This window comes from Streptomyces sp. OZ13, assembly GCF_052068155.1.
Lineage (GTDB): Bacteria > Actinomycetota > Actinomycetes > Streptomycetales > Streptomycetaceae > Streptomyces.
On the sequence record NZ_JBQHCZ010000015.1, the window covers coordinates 166,354 to 179,746 of the forward strand.

17 protein-coding genes are annotated in these 13,393 nt (G+C 72.1%); 3 read left to right on the plus strand and 14 right to left on the minus strand.

What is annotated here, in order from left to right:
* Positions 1–28: 28 nt before the first annotated feature.
* Positions 29–1,111 carry a class I SAM-dependent methyltransferase gene (locus ACTMTU_RS28290; protein ID WP_441266282.1) on the plus strand — a complete coding sequence of 361 codons (1,083 nt, stop codon included), beginning with the start codon at positions 29–31 and terminating at the stop codon, positions 1,109–1,111.
* A gap of 72 nt (positions 1,112–1,183) precedes the next feature.
* Here ACTMTU_RS28290 and ACTMTU_RS28295 read toward each other — a convergent pair whose 3' ends face one another.
* The 6 genes from ACTMTU_RS28295 to ACTMTU_RS28320 form a co-directional block, all read right to left on the minus strand.
* Positions 1,184–1,831: a hypothetical protein gene (locus ACTMTU_RS28295; protein WP_441266283.1), complete on the minus strand. Its 648-nt coding sequence runs from the start codon at positions 1,829–1,831 to the stop codon at positions 1,184–1,186.
* Between the two features lie 437 nt (positions 1,832–2,268).
* On the minus strand, positions 2,269–4,929 hold the full coding sequence (locus ACTMTU_RS28300; RefSeq protein WP_441266284.1) for a SpoIIE family protein phosphatase: 2,661 nt from the start codon (positions 4,927–4,929) through the stop codon (positions 2,269–2,271).
* A gap of 293 nt (positions 4,930–5,222) precedes the next feature.
* Positions 5,223–5,873, minus strand: a complete 651-nt coding sequence (locus tag ACTMTU_RS28305) for a phosphoribosyltransferase (protein ID WP_441266285.1) — start codon at positions 5,871–5,873, stop codon at positions 5,223–5,225.
* Positions 5,874–5,960: 87 nt separating this feature from the next.
* Positions 5,961–6,449 carry a DUF5709 domain-containing protein gene (locus tag ACTMTU_RS28310; protein WP_441266286.1) on the minus strand — a complete coding sequence of 163 codons (489 nt, stop codon included), beginning with the start codon at positions 6,447–6,449 and terminating at the stop codon, positions 5,961–5,963.
* 81 nt (positions 6,450–6,530) lie between these two features.
* Positions 6,531–6,761, minus strand: coding sequence for a DUF6480 family protein (locus tag ACTMTU_RS28315; RefSeq protein ID WP_441266287.1), 231 nt, complete (start codon positions 6,759–6,761; stop codon positions 6,531–6,533).
* Between the two features lie 83 nt (positions 6,762–6,844).
* Positions 6,845–7,183 carry a DUF3140 domain-containing protein gene (locus ACTMTU_RS28320; protein ID WP_441266288.1) on the minus strand — a complete coding sequence of 113 codons (339 nt, stop codon included), beginning with the start codon at positions 7,181–7,183 and terminating at the stop codon, positions 6,845–6,847.
* Positions 7,184–7,339: 156 nt separating this feature from the next.
* Between ACTMTU_RS28320 and ACTMTU_RS28325 the strand changes: the two genes are divergently transcribed.
* Both ACTMTU_RS28325 and ACTMTU_RS28330 read left to right on the plus strand, forming a co-directional pair.
* The gene (locus ACTMTU_RS28325; RefSeq protein WP_441266333.1) at positions 7,340–8,065 is read left to right on the plus strand and encodes a UdgX family uracil-DNA binding protein; all 726 of its coding nucleotides are present in this window, start codon (positions 7,340–7,342) and stop codon (positions 8,063–8,065) included.
* Between the two features lie 305 nt (positions 8,066–8,370).
* On the plus strand, positions 8,371–8,886 hold the full coding sequence (locus ACTMTU_RS28330) for a hypothetical protein (protein WP_441266334.1): 516 nt from the start codon (positions 8,371–8,373) through the stop codon (positions 8,884–8,886).
* Positions 8,887–8,972: 86 nt separating this feature from the next.
* On the opposite strand, the gene ACTMTU_RS28335 is transcribed toward ACTMTU_RS28330, so the two are convergent.
* The 8 genes from ACTMTU_RS28335 to ACTMTU_RS28370 all read right to left on the minus strand — a co-directional run bounded on the left by ACTMTU_RS28335 (position 8,973) and on the right by ACTMTU_RS28370 (position 13,308).
* A complete protein-coding gene (locus ACTMTU_RS28335) occupies positions 8,973–10,034 on the minus strand; it encodes an NAD(P)/FAD-dependent oxidoreductase (RefSeq protein WP_441266289.1) in 1,062 nt (353 codons plus the stop codon).
* A 102-nt stretch (positions 10,035–10,136) separates the two neighbouring features.
* A complete protein-coding gene (locus tag ACTMTU_RS28340) occupies positions 10,137–10,457 on the minus strand; it encodes a gas vesicle protein K (protein WP_441266290.1) in 321 nt (106 codons plus the stop codon).
* The gene (locus tag ACTMTU_RS28345) at positions 10,454–10,678 is read right to left on the minus strand and encodes a gas vesicle protein (RefSeq protein ID WP_441266291.1); all 225 of its coding nucleotides are present in this window, start codon (positions 10,676–10,678) and stop codon (positions 10,454–10,456) included. Before ACTMTU_RS28345 ends, ACTMTU_RS28340 begins: the two co-directional genes overlap by 4 nt.
* Positions 10,675–11,535 carry a GvpL/GvpF family gas vesicle protein gene (locus tag ACTMTU_RS28350; protein ID WP_441266292.1) on the minus strand — a complete coding sequence of 287 codons (861 nt, stop codon included), beginning with the start codon at positions 11,533–11,535 and terminating at the stop codon, positions 10,675–10,677. Before ACTMTU_RS28350 ends, ACTMTU_RS28345 begins: the two co-directional genes overlap by 4 nt.
* Positions 11,532–11,918 (minus strand): gas vesicle protein, encoded by a 387-nt coding sequence (locus ACTMTU_RS28355; RefSeq protein WP_441266293.1) that lies wholly within the window; start codon positions 11,916–11,918, stop codon positions 11,532–11,534. Before ACTMTU_RS28355 ends, ACTMTU_RS28350 begins: the two co-directional genes overlap by 4 nt.
* Complete coding sequence (locus ACTMTU_RS28360) at positions 11,915–12,151, minus strand: gas vesicle protein GvpG (RefSeq protein ID WP_159694737.1); 237 nt, start codon at positions 12,149–12,151, stop codon at positions 11,915–11,917. Before ACTMTU_RS28360 ends, ACTMTU_RS28355 begins: the two co-directional genes overlap by 4 nt.
* A gap of 3 nt (positions 12,152–12,154) precedes the next feature.
* Entirely contained in the window at positions 12,155–12,874 is a 720-nt protein-coding gene (locus ACTMTU_RS28365; RefSeq protein WP_441266294.1) for a GvpL/GvpF family gas vesicle protein, read from the minus strand.
* Positions 12,871–13,308: a gas vesicle structural protein GvpA gene (locus tag ACTMTU_RS28370; RefSeq protein ID WP_441266295.1), complete on the minus strand. Its 438-nt coding sequence runs from the start codon at positions 13,306–13,308 to the stop codon at positions 12,871–12,873. Before ACTMTU_RS28370 ends, ACTMTU_RS28365 begins: the two co-directional genes overlap by 4 nt.
* Positions 13,309–13,393: the final 85 nt, after the last annotated feature.

Sequence of the window (13,393 nt, forward strand, 5' to 3'; positions counted from 1 at the left end):
CCCTCGCAGCTCGGCGGAAGGAGCGGCCATGTCGGATCTGGATACGCGGCGCACGTCCCCCGACCTCGCTGAGCAGGAAGCGTTCGCCGGAGAAGTGGTGGACGTGCTGAACAAGGGCGCGCTCGCCCTCCTGATCAGCGTCGGCCACCAGACCGGCCTGTTCGACACCCTCGCCGGCCTGCCGCCGTCGACCAGTGACGAGATCGCCAAGTCGGCCGGGCTCGACCAGCGTTATGTGCGGGAGTGGCTGGGCGGCATGGTCGTCGGCGGCGTCGTCGAGTACGACCCCGAGCACGAGACGTACGCGCTGCCGCCCGAGCACGCCGCCTCGCTGGTCACCGCGGCCGGACCGGACAACCTGGCCGGGATGATGCAGTACATCGCGCTGATGGGCGAGGTCGAGCAGCAGGTCGTGCGCTGTTTCCGTGACGGCGGGGGAGTGCCGTACTCGGCATTTCCGCGCTTCCAGGCACTCCAGGCCGAGGAAACGGCAAGGGTCTACGACCGGGCGCTCGTCGACACCATCGTCCCCCTCGTACCGGACCTGCCTGAGCGGCTGCGCGGAGGCATCAACGCCCTCGACGTGGGCACGGGACGGGGCCACGCACCCGTCGTGCTGGCGAAGGCCTTCCCCCGCAGCCGCTTCCACGGCCTCGACCAGTCGGAGGCGGGCGTGGAGGCCGGCAATGCGGAAGCCGCCCGGCTCGGGCTCGGCAACGTGCGCTGCACGATCGGCGACGCGGCGGAGGTCAGTGGTGAGTACGACCTGATCACGGCGTTCGACGTCATCCATGACCTCGCCAGGCCGGACGCCGCGCTGGCGGCGATCGCCAGGTCGCTGAGGGACGGCGGCACCTTCCTCATGGGGGACATCGCCGCGTCCAGCAGGCTCGAGAAGAACGTGGGCCACCCCTTCGGGCCCGCTCTCTTCGGCTTCTCCGTCTTCTACTGCATGACGACGTCGCTCAGTACCGGCGGAGCCGGCCTCGGCACCGTCTGGGGACAGGAGACCGCCGTGCGGATGCTCAGGGAGGCGGGCTTCACGCGCGTCGACGTCCGGACCGTCGAAGGCGACCCGCTCAACGTCTACTACGTGGCGCGCAAGGACTGACCCCAAGGAGCGCGCCCGGTGCGCGCCGCCGCGCGCACCGGGACACCGGGGGCCGTCCGGAACGCGGCCCGGTCAGGAGGCGGGCGGCGGCGCGGGCTGCCCCATGTGCAGCCGGACCGTGTTCCCGTCCCCCGGGATGATCATGTTGATCAGCGGAGTGGCGAGCAGGCAGTTCTCGAACTTCGGAATGGTGTACGAGCCGGACAGCGTGCCGCCCTTGAGCGCGTTGAATCCCGGTTCCGACGTCAGATCGAGTACCGCCGGAACCTCCGTCCGGCACGAACTGCCCACCGGGGTCGGAATGCCCGCGACCCGGAGGTCCTTGAGCCGCAGGGTGAGTTTCGTGGTGCTCTTGACGGCACCCGTCTTCAGGTCGATCGTGCCGGTGGTCGGCTCGGTCTCGATGAACTCGGTCGTGACGCTCACGGGAATCGCGCCGAGCATCTTGAACCAACCCGGCGCGGGCGGGAGCACGGTGTCGGCGAGAAGGGTCCCCGCCTTGAGGTCCGCCGTGACCTTCAGGACGCCCGGCCCCAGGGTCAGGTCGGACCCGGTGCCCTCGAGGTGCGTGCCACCGGTCAGCGGATAGTCGAGACGGATCGGCACCGCATGGGCGGGTCCCGAGGTGGCCACGGCCAGCCCCAGCCCCGCCGTGAGGGCGACGGCCCCGCGGAGTGCGGCTCTTCGCCCTCGGGACGGCGCGGATTTCGGACGCTTCATCACGGCTCCAGGATTCGGCGCCGCGCGCAGAGGCGCGCGGACGCAGGGAATGAGGAAACTGGAATGGTGCGGCGATCAGTGCGGTGAATGGTGCGGCGATCGGGGCGTTCATCGGTGCGAGAATTGCGCGCTGGGGGATCGGCGCGCGGGAATCACTCGGAGAACGTGCGTGAGAGACGTGTCCGCGGCCTGTTCGCGGGAATTCCGGCCGAGATCCCGCCCGGCCCCGGACCGTTGCGCGAGAGAGACGTTACGGACGGGTAACCCGGCAGGCAAGAGCGGCATTTCAAAATTCCCCGCCCCTGCCGCCGGCCGCCCGTTTCTTGTCGTCCGCTCAGCAGCCGGCCCCGGATTCTTGTCCGCAGGTGAGCGCCCGCGCCCCGAACCACCGGTGCCCCGGCCCACCGCATGTCGCATGCCGGACCGTCACCGGCCTGTCAGAAGCCCGATCCGCCGGGAAGCTGCCCGCCGGGCAGCGGTTGTTCCGTCCAGATGACCTTGCCCTCGGCCGTGTACCGCGTCCCCCAGCGTTCGGCGAACTGCGCGACCAGGAACAGGCCGCGGCCCCCCTCGTCCGTGATGGCCGCCTGCCGCAGGTGCGGCGACGTGCTGCTCCGGTCGGACACCTCGCAGATCAGCGCGCGGTCCCGGATGAGCCGCACCTGGATCGGCCCGGCGGCGTAACGGATGGCATTGGTGACGAGCTCGCTCAGGATCAGCTCGGTGGTGAAGGCGTCCTCCTCAAGACCCCACTCCGTGAGCCGCTCGGCAACCGCCGCCCGGACCCTGGCCACCGCCGCCGGGTCCGACGGTACGTCCCACTCCGCGACCTGGTCCGACGCCAGGACCCTCGTACGTCCCACGAGCAGGGCGATGTCGTCCCGCGGACGTTCCGGCACCAGGGCGCCCAGCACCGTCTCGCAGGTCTCCTCGGATCCCTGTCCGGGGTGCTCGGCCAGGGTGCGGCGCAACAGCTCGAGCCCCTCGTCGATCTCCCGTTCCCGGTCCTCGACGAGCCCGTCCGTGTAGAGGACCAGCCGGCTGTCCTTCGGCAGCCGTAGTTCCAGCGTCTCGAACGGCAGACCGCCCAGCCCCAGCGGCGGCCCGCCCGGTACGTCCGCGAACTCGGCCGTGCCGTCCGGGTGGACGACGACCGGCTGGAGGTGCCCGGCCCGTGCCATGCTGCACGTGCCCGACACCGCGTCGTAGATCGCGTAGATGCAGGTGGCGCCCGTGACCCCGGCGTCCGCGCCGTCGTCGGTCTCGTCCTGGTCGATGCGGGCCACCAGCTCGTCCAGATGGAACATCAGCTCGTCCGGCGGCAGGTCGAGGCTGGAGAAGTTGTGGACGGCGGTACGCAGCCGCCCCATCGTCGCGGCGGCGTGGAGGCCGTGGCCGACGACGTCGCCGACGACGAGGGCGACCCGCGCCCCCGGAAGCGGAATGATGTCGAACCAGTCACCGCCGACACCGCCGAGCCCGCCCAGCCCGGCCTGCGCGGGACGGTAGCGGTAGGCCACGTCCAAGGCGCTCTGCTCCGGCAGCGTGCGGGGGAGCAGGCTGCGCTGGAGCGTGACGGCCATCGTGTGCTCACGCGTATAGCGACGGGCGTTGTCGACGCTGACGGCGGCACGCGCCACGAGCTCCTCCGCCAGGGAGAGGTCCTCCTCCTCGAACGGCTGCGGGTTGCTCCCGCGCCAGAACAGGGCCACACCCAGGATCACGCCCCGCGCCCTCAGCGGAACCGCGATCATGGAGTGGATTCCGTGCTCGAGCAGCATCCGCGCCCGGTCCGGGTCCTGCTCCTGCCATCCGGCGAGACGGGTCAGATCCGCCTGGAGGACCGCTTCGCCCTTCCGCAGCCCGGCCCCCATCGGCGTGGTCGGCGCGAACCGGATCACATGCCCCAGCGGGTAGAGCGCCGTGTCCCCCGAACCGCTGAAGGCCGTGCGGCGCATGTTCGTGTCCGCGCCGGTGCCGGTCGGCTCCTCGCCGCGCAACACGGTCTCCGCCAGGTCCACGGTGGCGAAGTCGGCGAACCGCGACGCGGCGAACTCCGCGAGCTCCTCGCACGTGCGGACGACATCGAGCGTGGTGCCGATCTCGGTGCCCGCGTCGTAGAGCAGCTTGAGCCGCCCTCTGGCCACGTCGGCGCGCCCGGTCAGGGCCTGGAGCTCCGTGGTGTCCCGCAGGGTCGCGACGCTCCCGGGGGGTCCGCCGTGCTGGTCCGTCGAGCGCTGGCTGACCGCCACGAGCCGGTCCCCGACCGGGATGACCTCGTCGGTCACGATCTTCCCGGACGACAGCAGACGGGCGGCGAGCGGATCGAGACCCAGCTCGGTCACCAGGGACCCGTCCACCTCCATCGGCAGTCCGAGCAGCCGGCGCGCCTCGTCGTTGGCGAGCAGCAGCCGGCCGTCGCCGCCCACGATGATCACTCCTTCACGCACGGCGTGCAGCACCGCGTCGTGATGTTCGTACATGCGGGTCATCTCGGCGGGCCCCAGCCCGTGCGTCTGGCGGCGCAGACGTCTGCTCACCAGGGCCGTGCCGCCCGTGGTCAGCAGCAGCACGCCGCCCGCGGCACCGAACAGCAGCGGGAACTGCTCCTCGACGACGCCGCTCACCCGCTCGATGGTGATGCCGGCGGACACCATGCCGACGACCTTTCCATCGCGTCCGAAGACCGGGACGATGGCCTGGACGAGCGGGCCGATGGTGCCTGTGATCTTCTCGGTGAAGACCTTGCCGCTCCGGGCACGGCTCAGATCGCCGACGAACTTCTTCCCGATCCGGTCCTGCAGCGGATGCGTGTAGCGGATGCCGTCGGTGTTCAGCACAACGATGAAATCGACACCGGAACGCTCGCGTGCCGCCTCCGCCTTCGGCTGGAGAACCGCGGTCGGATCGGGGCTCTCCAGCGCCTCTTCCATCCCGGGGGAGTTGGCGAACGTCTCCGCGACGGCGACCGACCGGTTACGGGCCTCACGCTCGCTGCCCGCGCGTGACTGGAACACGAGCGCCGCCATGGCCGCGGCCACCAACAGCACCACGATCGCCACCTGCAGGAGGAAGACCTGACCTGCGACAGTTCGCATCCGCAGAACCGAGCGCGGGCGGCCGGAGCGTGGTGCGGCCATAAGTCTTTCTACACCTCCGCCGTGAGCCGGGCGAACCGCGCGGGGGGCGGGGCGTGGACGGTCGTACGCCCCACCCTGCCGCGAGTTGCTCAAGCATGCCAACGCAGGTGGCCTTACCCAAGGTCTTTGCGGAATCCGGGGGATCGAACCTCCCTGCGTCCGCCGGAGCGCCCCAGGTACGCACCGGACAGAGGGCGCGGAAGGTGCGTCCGGGCCGGACACACCTCCCGCGTTCTGTCAGCAGGCCCTGCTCAACGGCCGTCGGCGTACCCCCGCAGGATGGCGATCACTTCGTCGTCACCGACCTGGTCGAACTCCTCGTACCACTGACCCACCGCGTAGAACGGCTGCGGCTGGTGCGGGCACAGCACCTCGTCCGCCTCCGCGGCGAGCGCCCGCGCCGCGTCCGGGGAGCCCACCGGCACGGCCAGCATCACCCGGCCCGGCTTCATCTCGCGGACCGCGCGCAGCGCGGCACGGGCCGTGACCCCGGTGGCCAGGCCGTCGTCCACGACGACGACCGTCCTGCCCGTCACGTCGGGCGCAGGACGGCCACCCCGGTAGAGATCCTCCCGGCGGCGCAGCTCCGCACGCTCCCTGACCACCTGCGGGCTCAGCTTCTCGGCCGTCAGGTCCAGCACGGCGAGGGTCCGCTCGTCGTAGAGCGGGGGCCCCTCGCCTGCCAGCGCGCCGACACCGACCTCCGGGTTGTACGGTGCGCCGATCTTCCGTGCCACGAGGACATCGAGCGGGGCGCCCAGCGCACGGGCGATCTCGTCGCCGACCGGTACCCCGCCGCGGGGCAGCGCCAGTACGAACGGGTCGGACGGCACCCCCTCGTCGCGCGCGAGGAGCCGGCGTGCCAGATCACGCCCGGCCTCCCTGCGATCGTGGAACAACATTCCTTGCTCGCTTCCGCCCTGCCGCCCGGAGCCGCGCAGGGCTGCTCTTCGCGGATGCCGCCGGAGCCCCGGTCCGGGGGACCGGCTCTAGCGCTCGCCCAGGTCCTCGTCGTCGGTGACGTGCACCGCGGCCTCCTCCGCGGAGGCGGCGCCGCCGTCAATGCCGACATCGCGGGCCACCGTGTCGCTCGGCCGCCGGGGAGCGGGGTCGTCGGCGGGCGTGAGCCGTCCGGCCCGCAGCCCGCCGGCCTCGTCGTCGACCGGCTCGCCGGCGCCGCCCTCGAGGTCGCCTATGCCGTCGCCCCGTGGCGGCTCCACGTCGGGGCGCTCCTGCGCGAGACGCTGATCGAGGCTCTCGCCCTCCTGCTGCTCCTCGCCGGTGGTGCCGTGCTTGCCGACGGCCAGCGGACGCTCCGGCGGCGAGTACCCCTCCGCCATCGTGTCGTCGAGACCGCGCTCGCCGATGACGTTCTGCATGTCGAGGTCGTCGCTGGGGCGGTTCTGCACGTCCGAGTGCTCCGGCTGGTAGACGTTGTCGCCCCGGGCCTCTTCGTGCTGAGCTGCTTCGTCGGACATCGTGTTCCCTTCTGCGACGTGGTCGAAGGCTTGCGCGGCCGCACCGTCGACGGCGAGGAGTACGGGCGGCCGGACGTGCGCTCAAAGGATCATGATCAGTGCGTAGGCCAGGAAGAACGCGGCGAAGACCACGACGACGAGCCCGATGGCGATCATCGGACCCTTCGCCCAGCCGCGTGACAGGTCGGCGGGCGGGCCGGTCTCCGAGCCGGTGCTTCCCTCGCCGGGCGGCGTCTCACCCGGGGGCACACCCTCGCCGGGGCGGACGCCTGAAGTGTTCCGCGGGTCACGATCCGGGGGCTGACTGTTCATACCGGGCGAGTGCCCTCAAATCCACCGAATCAACAGTCATCCGCAGTCCGGATCTCAGGTCTTCAGCCCCGGGCGGACAGCCGTCATCCGGCCTTCAGCGGGTCGTGCCCGAGGCTCATCAGCCGGTGTCGCCGGCCGGTGTCGTCGGTGGTCGCGGCCGCACCCTGTTCCTGCCGCTCGGACTCGACCGTGTCCACCACCTCGTACATGACCCGGACGTCCTCGTCGGTGAGGTCGGTGCGGCGCTTCTGGAGGATCGACAGGACGTGGCGGCCGGTGGCCGGACCCGCCTGGTCCGGCAGCGGCTCGCTGTCCTCACCGGCGTCCTGGATCTGCAGCCAGGCGCTCAGCTCCTGCGAGGTCATGTTGACGACGCTGTGGAACTCGTCCCAGAGCGCGTCGAGTTCAAGGGCGTTCGTCATGGGCTCGGCCTCCCGGTACCTGTTCATGGGGCTGCGTGCGTATACGCGGACACGGCGCCGGCCGTCGTGGTGACGGCGCGCCGCGCGAGTACCGCCGAGTCGTACGGGTACCCGCCGTCCACCAGCGCGAACCTGCCGGAACGGGAGGCGACGACGGTGTCCGTCGACGTCAACGGGGACAAGAAGGAAGCGGGCCAGGGCTACGACGCCGGCCCCTTCCTCCCGCAGCGCGGCGGCCTTCCGGCCCTGCGCAAGGCCGCGGCCGGATGCGAGGGGTGCCCGCTGTTCCGCAACGCGAGCGGAACGGTGTTCGGCGCCGGCCCGTCGTCCGCCCGCGTCGTCGTCGTGGGGGAGCAGCCTGGCGACCAGGAGGACCGGCAAGGGGCACCCTTCGTCGGACCGGCGGGCAGGCTGCTGCGCGAGGCGCTCGGGGAGGTGGGCATCGAGGAGGAGTCGGCCTACTTCACCAATGCCGTCAAGCATTTCAAGTTCGAACCCGCGGCACGCGGCAAGCGCCGGATCCACAAGCCGCCCAGCCTGCGGGAAATGTCGGCGTGCCGGCCATGGCTGGCCGCCGAGCTGCGGGTGATCGAACCCGAACTGGTGCTGGCTCTGGGCGCCACCGCGGGCAAGGCCATCCTCGGCAGCTCGTTCCGGATCACCGAGCAGCGCGGCCTCCTGCTGCCGATGCCGCCCTGGGACGCCCTCGGCCGCACGGACGTGGCAGGGGCCGACGGGATGCCGGCCGAGGAGGCGGCCGCGCACGGCTGCGTGGTCGGCACGGTCCATCCGTCCGCGGTTCTGCGCGCGGACGACCGGCGTGCGGCCTATCGGGGCCTGGTCACGGACCTGCGGGTGGCGGCCGACGTGCTCGCCGCCTGAACGCCGGGCAGGCGCCCACGGCCCGGCCCGCTGCGGTCGACCGGCGGCCCCGGCTGCCAGGCACCCGTGCCGCCCGGGCCCGCTCCGGTCGGACCGGCCGGGCGCCCACGCCCGCCCTGCTCGCCGGGGCGGGCAGGGCGGCCAGGGGCCGATGCGGGTGACGGATACGATCATGGCCGCCGGCTCGGAAAGGGTGCCGGCGGCCTCCTCGTATCCCTGAAGGAACCGACATGTCGGCCGGCGCCGCGCAGTAGACCACCGACCTTGCCCGTACGGTCACCGACGTCCTCCAGCCCCGCAACGTCCTGCTGCTCGGAATGCTCGGGATCGGCCTCGCCGCCGCAGGCACCTGGACCGGCCTGCCCTGGGGGCTGCTCGGCGCCGTGTGCGCCGGCATCGTGCCCGCCGCGTACATCGAGCGGGAGCGCCGCCGTGGCACCTGGGGCGACAGGCATGTCGTCGACCGCCGGCAGCGCGCCCCGATCTTCCTCGTGATCCTCGGCTCCATAGGCGTGGGCGCCCTGGTCATGGTCCTCGGCGGCGCCCCGAGCGGCATCCTGGTCGCGATGACCGCCCTGTGGGCGATGACCGTCGTCCTCCTCGCCGTGAACACCGTCTGGAAGATCAGCGTCGACTCGGCGGTCGCCTCCGCCGTCACCGCTCTGCTCGCCACGGTCCACTCCCCGTGGTGGACCGCCGGGTACGTCCTCGTCGCGGCGGTGTGCTGGTCCCGCGTCGCGCTCGGCCACCACTCCGGGGCCCAGACCGCCGCCGGGGCGGGTCTGGGCGCGGCCGCCGCCGCGGTGACCCTGTTCGTGTGAGCTCAGGTCCACCCGGCCGGCGTCGTCCCACCGCACAGGGGTGCACCCGGCGGGCGCGCTCACATCGGAGCCCCGGCACCTCCGGGTCAGCGGGCCGCTGGAGCCTCGCGTCCGCGCTCCGCGCCCGCGTGCGCGAGGCCGTCCCGCCGGTAACGCTCGACGGCCTGCCGGGTCTCCTGCGCCGTCAGATCCGCGTTGACCGCCCCTGCCGCGCGGACTCCCGCGGCGGCGGCACCGATCACCTGGTCGGTCACATTGGCGACGTTCCCTGCCACCCACACGCCGGGGACCGCGGTCGCGCCGGTCGGGTCGGCGGCGACCCGGGTGCCGATGACCACGCCGTTGACCTCCTGCTCGCTCGCCTCGAGGCCCAGCCCGGCGAGGAATGAGGCGCGGGCGGTGAACAGCGGCGCGACCACGAGCGCCTGCCTGGCGATGACGTGGCCGCTCTCCAGGACCACGCCGCTGAGCCGGTCGTCCGTGACCTCCACGGACGTCACCCGGCCGTCGACGACGGCGATGCCGCGGGCGGCCAGCTGCTCGTACTCCTCCTCGGACGGTTCGGGGCCGGTGTGCAGGAAGAGCGTCACGTCCTCGCTCCACTGCCGCCACATCAGGGCCTGGTGGACGGCCATGGGGCCGGTCGCCAGGACGCCGACGGCCTGGTCGCGCACCTCCCAGCCGTGGCAGTAGGGACAGTGCAGGACCTCGCGGCCCCACCGTTCGGCCAGCCCCGGCACCTGGGGAAGCTCGTCGACCAGGCCGGTGGTCACGAGCAGCCGGTCGGCCTCGACCGCCGCCCCGCCGACGAGCACCAGACGGAACCGGCCGTCCGCGAGCCGCTCGGCGGTGGCGACGCTGCCCCGGACGAACTCGCCGCCGTAGCGGCTCACTTCGGCGCGGCCCGTCGCCAGCAGCTGCGACGGCGCGACGCCCTCCTGCGTCAGGTACGAATGGACATGGCCGGCCGGGGCGTTCCGTGGCCGGCCCGCGTCGACGACGAGCACCGATCGACGGGCCCGGGTCAGCGCGAGGGCTCCGGCGAGGCCGGCGGCGCCGCCGCCGACGACCACGACGTCGTAGCGCGGATGGGCGGGTGCATCGGCGGCCGGGCCGCCGGCAAGGGTCTGAACCGTGTCTGTGGGCATGTGGTGTACCTCCGTTCGAGGAGATACTGCGCCCGCCGCACGCCGTACCGCAAAGTTACTTGCCGAAACAGCAAGCAAATCTCCGCGGGGCCGGGTCCCGCGTCATTCGCCGCGCGGCAGCAGGGGACCGAGCGGGCCGAGGTCGATGTTCAGATCTCCGGGCTCCAGGCCGAACTTGTCCCGCAGGACCTCCATCCGGTCCTCGAGCAGCATCAGCGTCACGCCGATGCGCTCCTCCTGGTCCTCCGTGAGCTCACCGGTGTCCACGCGGCGCAGTGCCTGCCGCTCCATCAGCTGCCTGAGCAGCTCGACCACGGTCAGCACCAGCCTGGCGAGATCACGCTCCACGGTGTCCGGATCGAGCTCCACCCGGCGACGCGGGCCCTCGGTCCCGTCCCCGCTCCCGCTCCCGTTCGCGCTCATCGGTCCTCCTCCAGGTCCGGCCAGGGCGAGGGCACCCGCGGACCGACCGAGCTGATGAGCGCCGACAGATCGATCCTCACCAGGTCCACGTCGGCGATCCGCAGGGTGAGGTCGCCGGTCAGGACCACGCCGCCGGCGAGGAGCCGGTCCAGCAGGTCGACCAGCGCCAGCTCCCGCCGGGCCGCCGGTGAGGTGTCGTCGATTCCGCCGGTCACCGTCATGTCCCGGCCCGTCCCTCCTGTGCCCCCTGCCTCTCCTGGCCGCCCGGCGGCGGTGCGTCCGACGGATCGGAGAGGTCCGCGAACGAGTACGGCGCCCAGGGCCCGGTCAGCTCCACGCGGACACCCGCGTCCCGCGGCGTCAGCCGCTCGACCTGCCCCACGAAGGCGTCACTCTCCTCACGGCGCACGAGAAAGGCGGCGTTGAGCACGTTCACACCGGACGCCCGGGCCAGTTGACCGCTCTGCGGCCTGTGCAGCCGCTGCCCGTCCGCACAGCGCGACAGCTCCGTGTGCAGCCGCCGGGCGAGCGCGTCGGCGTGGGCCCAGCTCTTCTCACGGGACTGCCGGCTGCGCAGCCGCCGGCGCAGGTAGTCGCGGCCGGGCGACCCCGCCCCCTCCCCGCCCTGCGCCTGCTGTTCCGGCGCCGGTGGCGCGGCGGGCGCCCGGTCCGCTTCGGGGTCGGACTCCGCGTACAGCTTCACGCCCCACTCGACCCGCCCCTCGAGTCTGTCGAGGTTCGTCGTGAAGCGATGACGCCCCTCGTCGAGGAGACGGCGCACCCCGCTCTCGCCACGGCACACGGTCGCCAGCCGCAGCGGAACCACACCCGTGACCGCGCTTACGGCGCGGACCACCGACTCGTGCGCGCGGGCGGTCCCGGCCAGCCATTCGAGGTCCTCCAGGCGTTCACGCAGGGGCGCCTCCTCGAAGTCCTCGGCCCTCACGTCGCTCACCACGGCGACCAGACCGTCGTGCTCGACCGGGCGGGCGGGCAGGCCGCCGACGCCCGTCGCGGCGGTGGGCACGCCCGTCCCGAAGGGCCGGGCGACGGCGTACACGTACAGCAGCTCGTTCATGATGCGTCCCGCTCCCGGTGATCGTGCTCGGCAGTCCCGTCCCGCCCGTCGGCCGGCTCCCGGCCGGACGACGAGGAGAGGGCCTGCAGTTCGGCCAGGCGGCGCTCCAACTCGGCGTTCTTCTGTTCGAGTTCACGGCTGCGTGCGCCGGAGGAGAGCCCGGGGTCGTGCTCCCACCAGTCGATCCCCATCTCCTTGGCCTTGTCGACCGAGGCGACGATCAGCCGCAGTTTGATGGTGAGCAGTTCGATGTCGAGCAGGTTGATGCGGATGTCACCGGCGATGACGATGCCCTTGTCCAGGACCCGTTCCAGGATGTCCGCGAGGTCCGTCCCGCCGCCGGAGTCGTACGGGCTCGGATACCGGCCGGTCGCTGTCGTCACTGTGGGCCTCCCTTCGCCGCCAGCCGCTCCAGCAGCTCGTCCTCGCGCCGGTCGAACTCGGCCTCGTCCATCTCGCCCGCCTCGAACCGTTCGACGAGCTCCGCGAGTTCGCGCTGAACGGCGGCGGGGTCGTAGTACTGACGTTCCGCCTCCGCGACCACCTGCCGCAGCACCCACGACGTGCCGCGGACCGGTGCGAGGGGGAGCAGCAGGAGTTCTCCCAGCAGGCCCATCGCTCACTCCACGAAGCTGTACGGAGGCAGCGGACCGTTGACCTGGAGCCGCAGCTGCGGGTTGGCCTGCTGGAACGCGGCGACCGCCGCCAGGAAGTCCTCGGCGCGGTCCCGTTCCACCAGGTACGACACGTTCGCCACCCGGCCGGAACCCTCGGGAGCCGGCGCCGAGTCGACGGCAGTGCCCTCGAGCGCGCGCTGCACCTCCGTACGGTCGAGTTCCTCACGCTGCCGCACCGCCGCCACGATCAGTTCGCCCAGCCGCATCTTGTCCTGCTGGCTCCCACCGCCGGCGGCCTGCTGGGCCAGGCCCATGGCGCGCAGTTCGGGGTCGTCGGCGAGCACGCGGTGCAGCACCGCCTCCTCGTCATGATCGGCCTTCACGTTGAACTCGTCCTTGCCGTCGACTGCGCGGAGCCGCTCCAGGTAGTGATCCTCCCGCTCGGCCAGCGCGGCGGCGACCGCCTCGTCGTCGGGTGACATACCGCCGAACCGGAGGGGCAGCACGGCCCCGGCCGTGCCGGCCTCGGTGAGGACGTTCTGATGGGCGAGCAGATCACGGCGCTTCGGCCTGAGTTCCTCGGTCACGTCACTGACCAGGGCGGCGATCCGCCCGTGGCTCAGCACACGCACCGGCCGCGGCGGGTCTCCCACCCCGGGGGTGCGGGAGGCGCGTTCCAGGGCGGGTGAGTTACGGGCGATCCCGTAGACGTACGTGCTCACTCCTGCTCCTCCTTACGGCGCGAGCTGCTGGTGCTCCGCCGTGCCCGCGGCCTGGACTCCTTCTCCTCCTCCTCGTCGTCACGGCCGCCGCTGAAGACGTCCGAGATGCTCTGCGCGGCGCCGGACAGGGCGCCCTTGGACTTGCCGCGGGCACCGGACTCGGTGATCTCGCCGACGAGGTCGGGGAGCCCGGGGTCCTTGCTGTTGCCCGATTCGAGATCGAGCCGGTTGCACGCCTCCGCGAACCGCAGATAGGTGTCGACGCTCGCCACGACGACCCGCACATCGATCTTCAGGATCTCGATGCCGACCAGGGACACGCGGACGAAGGCGTCGATCACGAGCCCCCGGTCGAGTATCAGTTCCAGGACGTCGTACAGGCCGGTGCTGCCACCGCGGCTGCCCGAGCTCTGCTGTGCCGGGACAACTGTCATTGCTGTATGCCCTCCCTGTGTGAGGCCGTGCGGGAGCGCGAACCGTGTCCGGCGCCCGCCGGGTCATTTGGTGGGTGGAGTGTCG

Excerpts from the sequence above, each read along its gene's own strand:
- ACTMTU_RS28315 (WP_441266287.1), bottom strand. The coding sequence starts at position 6,761 with ATGAACAGTCAGCCCCCGGATCGTGACCCGCGGAACACTTCAGGCGTC.
- ACTMTU_RS28310 (WP_441266286.1), bottom strand. The coding sequence starts at position 6,449 with ATGTCCGACGAAGCAGCTCAGCACGAAGAGGCCCGGGGCGACAACGTC.
- ACTMTU_RS28340 (WP_441266290.1), bottom strand. The coding sequence starts at position 10,457 with ATGAGCGCGAACGGGAGCGGGAGCGGGGACGGGACCGAGGGCCCGCGT.
- ACTMTU_RS28370 (WP_441266295.1), bottom strand. The coding sequence starts at position 13,308 with ATGACAGTTGTCCCGGCACAGCAGAGCTCGGGCAGCCGCGGTGGCAGC.
- ACTMTU_RS28305 (WP_441266285.1), bottom strand. The coding sequence starts at position 5,873 with ATGTTGTTCCACGATCGCAGGGAGGCCGGGCGTGATCTGGCACGCCGG.
- ACTMTU_RS28360 (WP_159694737.1), bottom strand. The coding sequence starts at position 12,151 with ATGGGCCTGCTGGGAGAACTCCTGCTGCTCCCCCTCGCACCGGTCCGC.
- ACTMTU_RS28320 (WP_441266288.1), bottom strand. The coding sequence starts at position 7,183 with ATGACGAACGCCCTTGAACTCGACGCGCTCTGGGACGAGTTCCACAGC.
- ACTMTU_RS28295 (WP_441266283.1), bottom strand. The coding sequence starts at position 1,831 with ATGAAGCGTCCGAAATCCGCGCCGTCCCGAGGGCGAAGAGCCGCACTC.
- ACTMTU_RS28345 (WP_441266291.1), bottom strand. The coding sequence starts at position 10,678 with ATGACGGTGACCGGCGGAATCGACGACACCTCACCGGCGGCCCGGCGG.
- ACTMTU_RS28290 (WP_441266282.1), top strand. The coding sequence starts at position 29 with ATGTCGGATCTGGATACGCGGCGCACGTCCCCCGACCTCGCTGAGCAG.
- ACTMTU_RS28300 (WP_441266284.1), bottom strand. The coding sequence starts at position 4,929 with ATGCGAACTGTCGCAGGTCAGGTCTTCCTCCTGCAGGTGGCGATCGTG.
- ACTMTU_RS28335 (WP_441266289.1), bottom strand. The coding sequence starts at position 10,034 with ATGCCCACAGACACGGTTCAGACCCTTGCCGGCGGCCCGGCCGCCGAT.
- ACTMTU_RS28350 (WP_441266292.1), bottom strand. The coding sequence starts at position 11,535 with ATGAACGAGCTGCTGTACGTGTACGCCGTCGCCCGGCCCTTCGGGACG.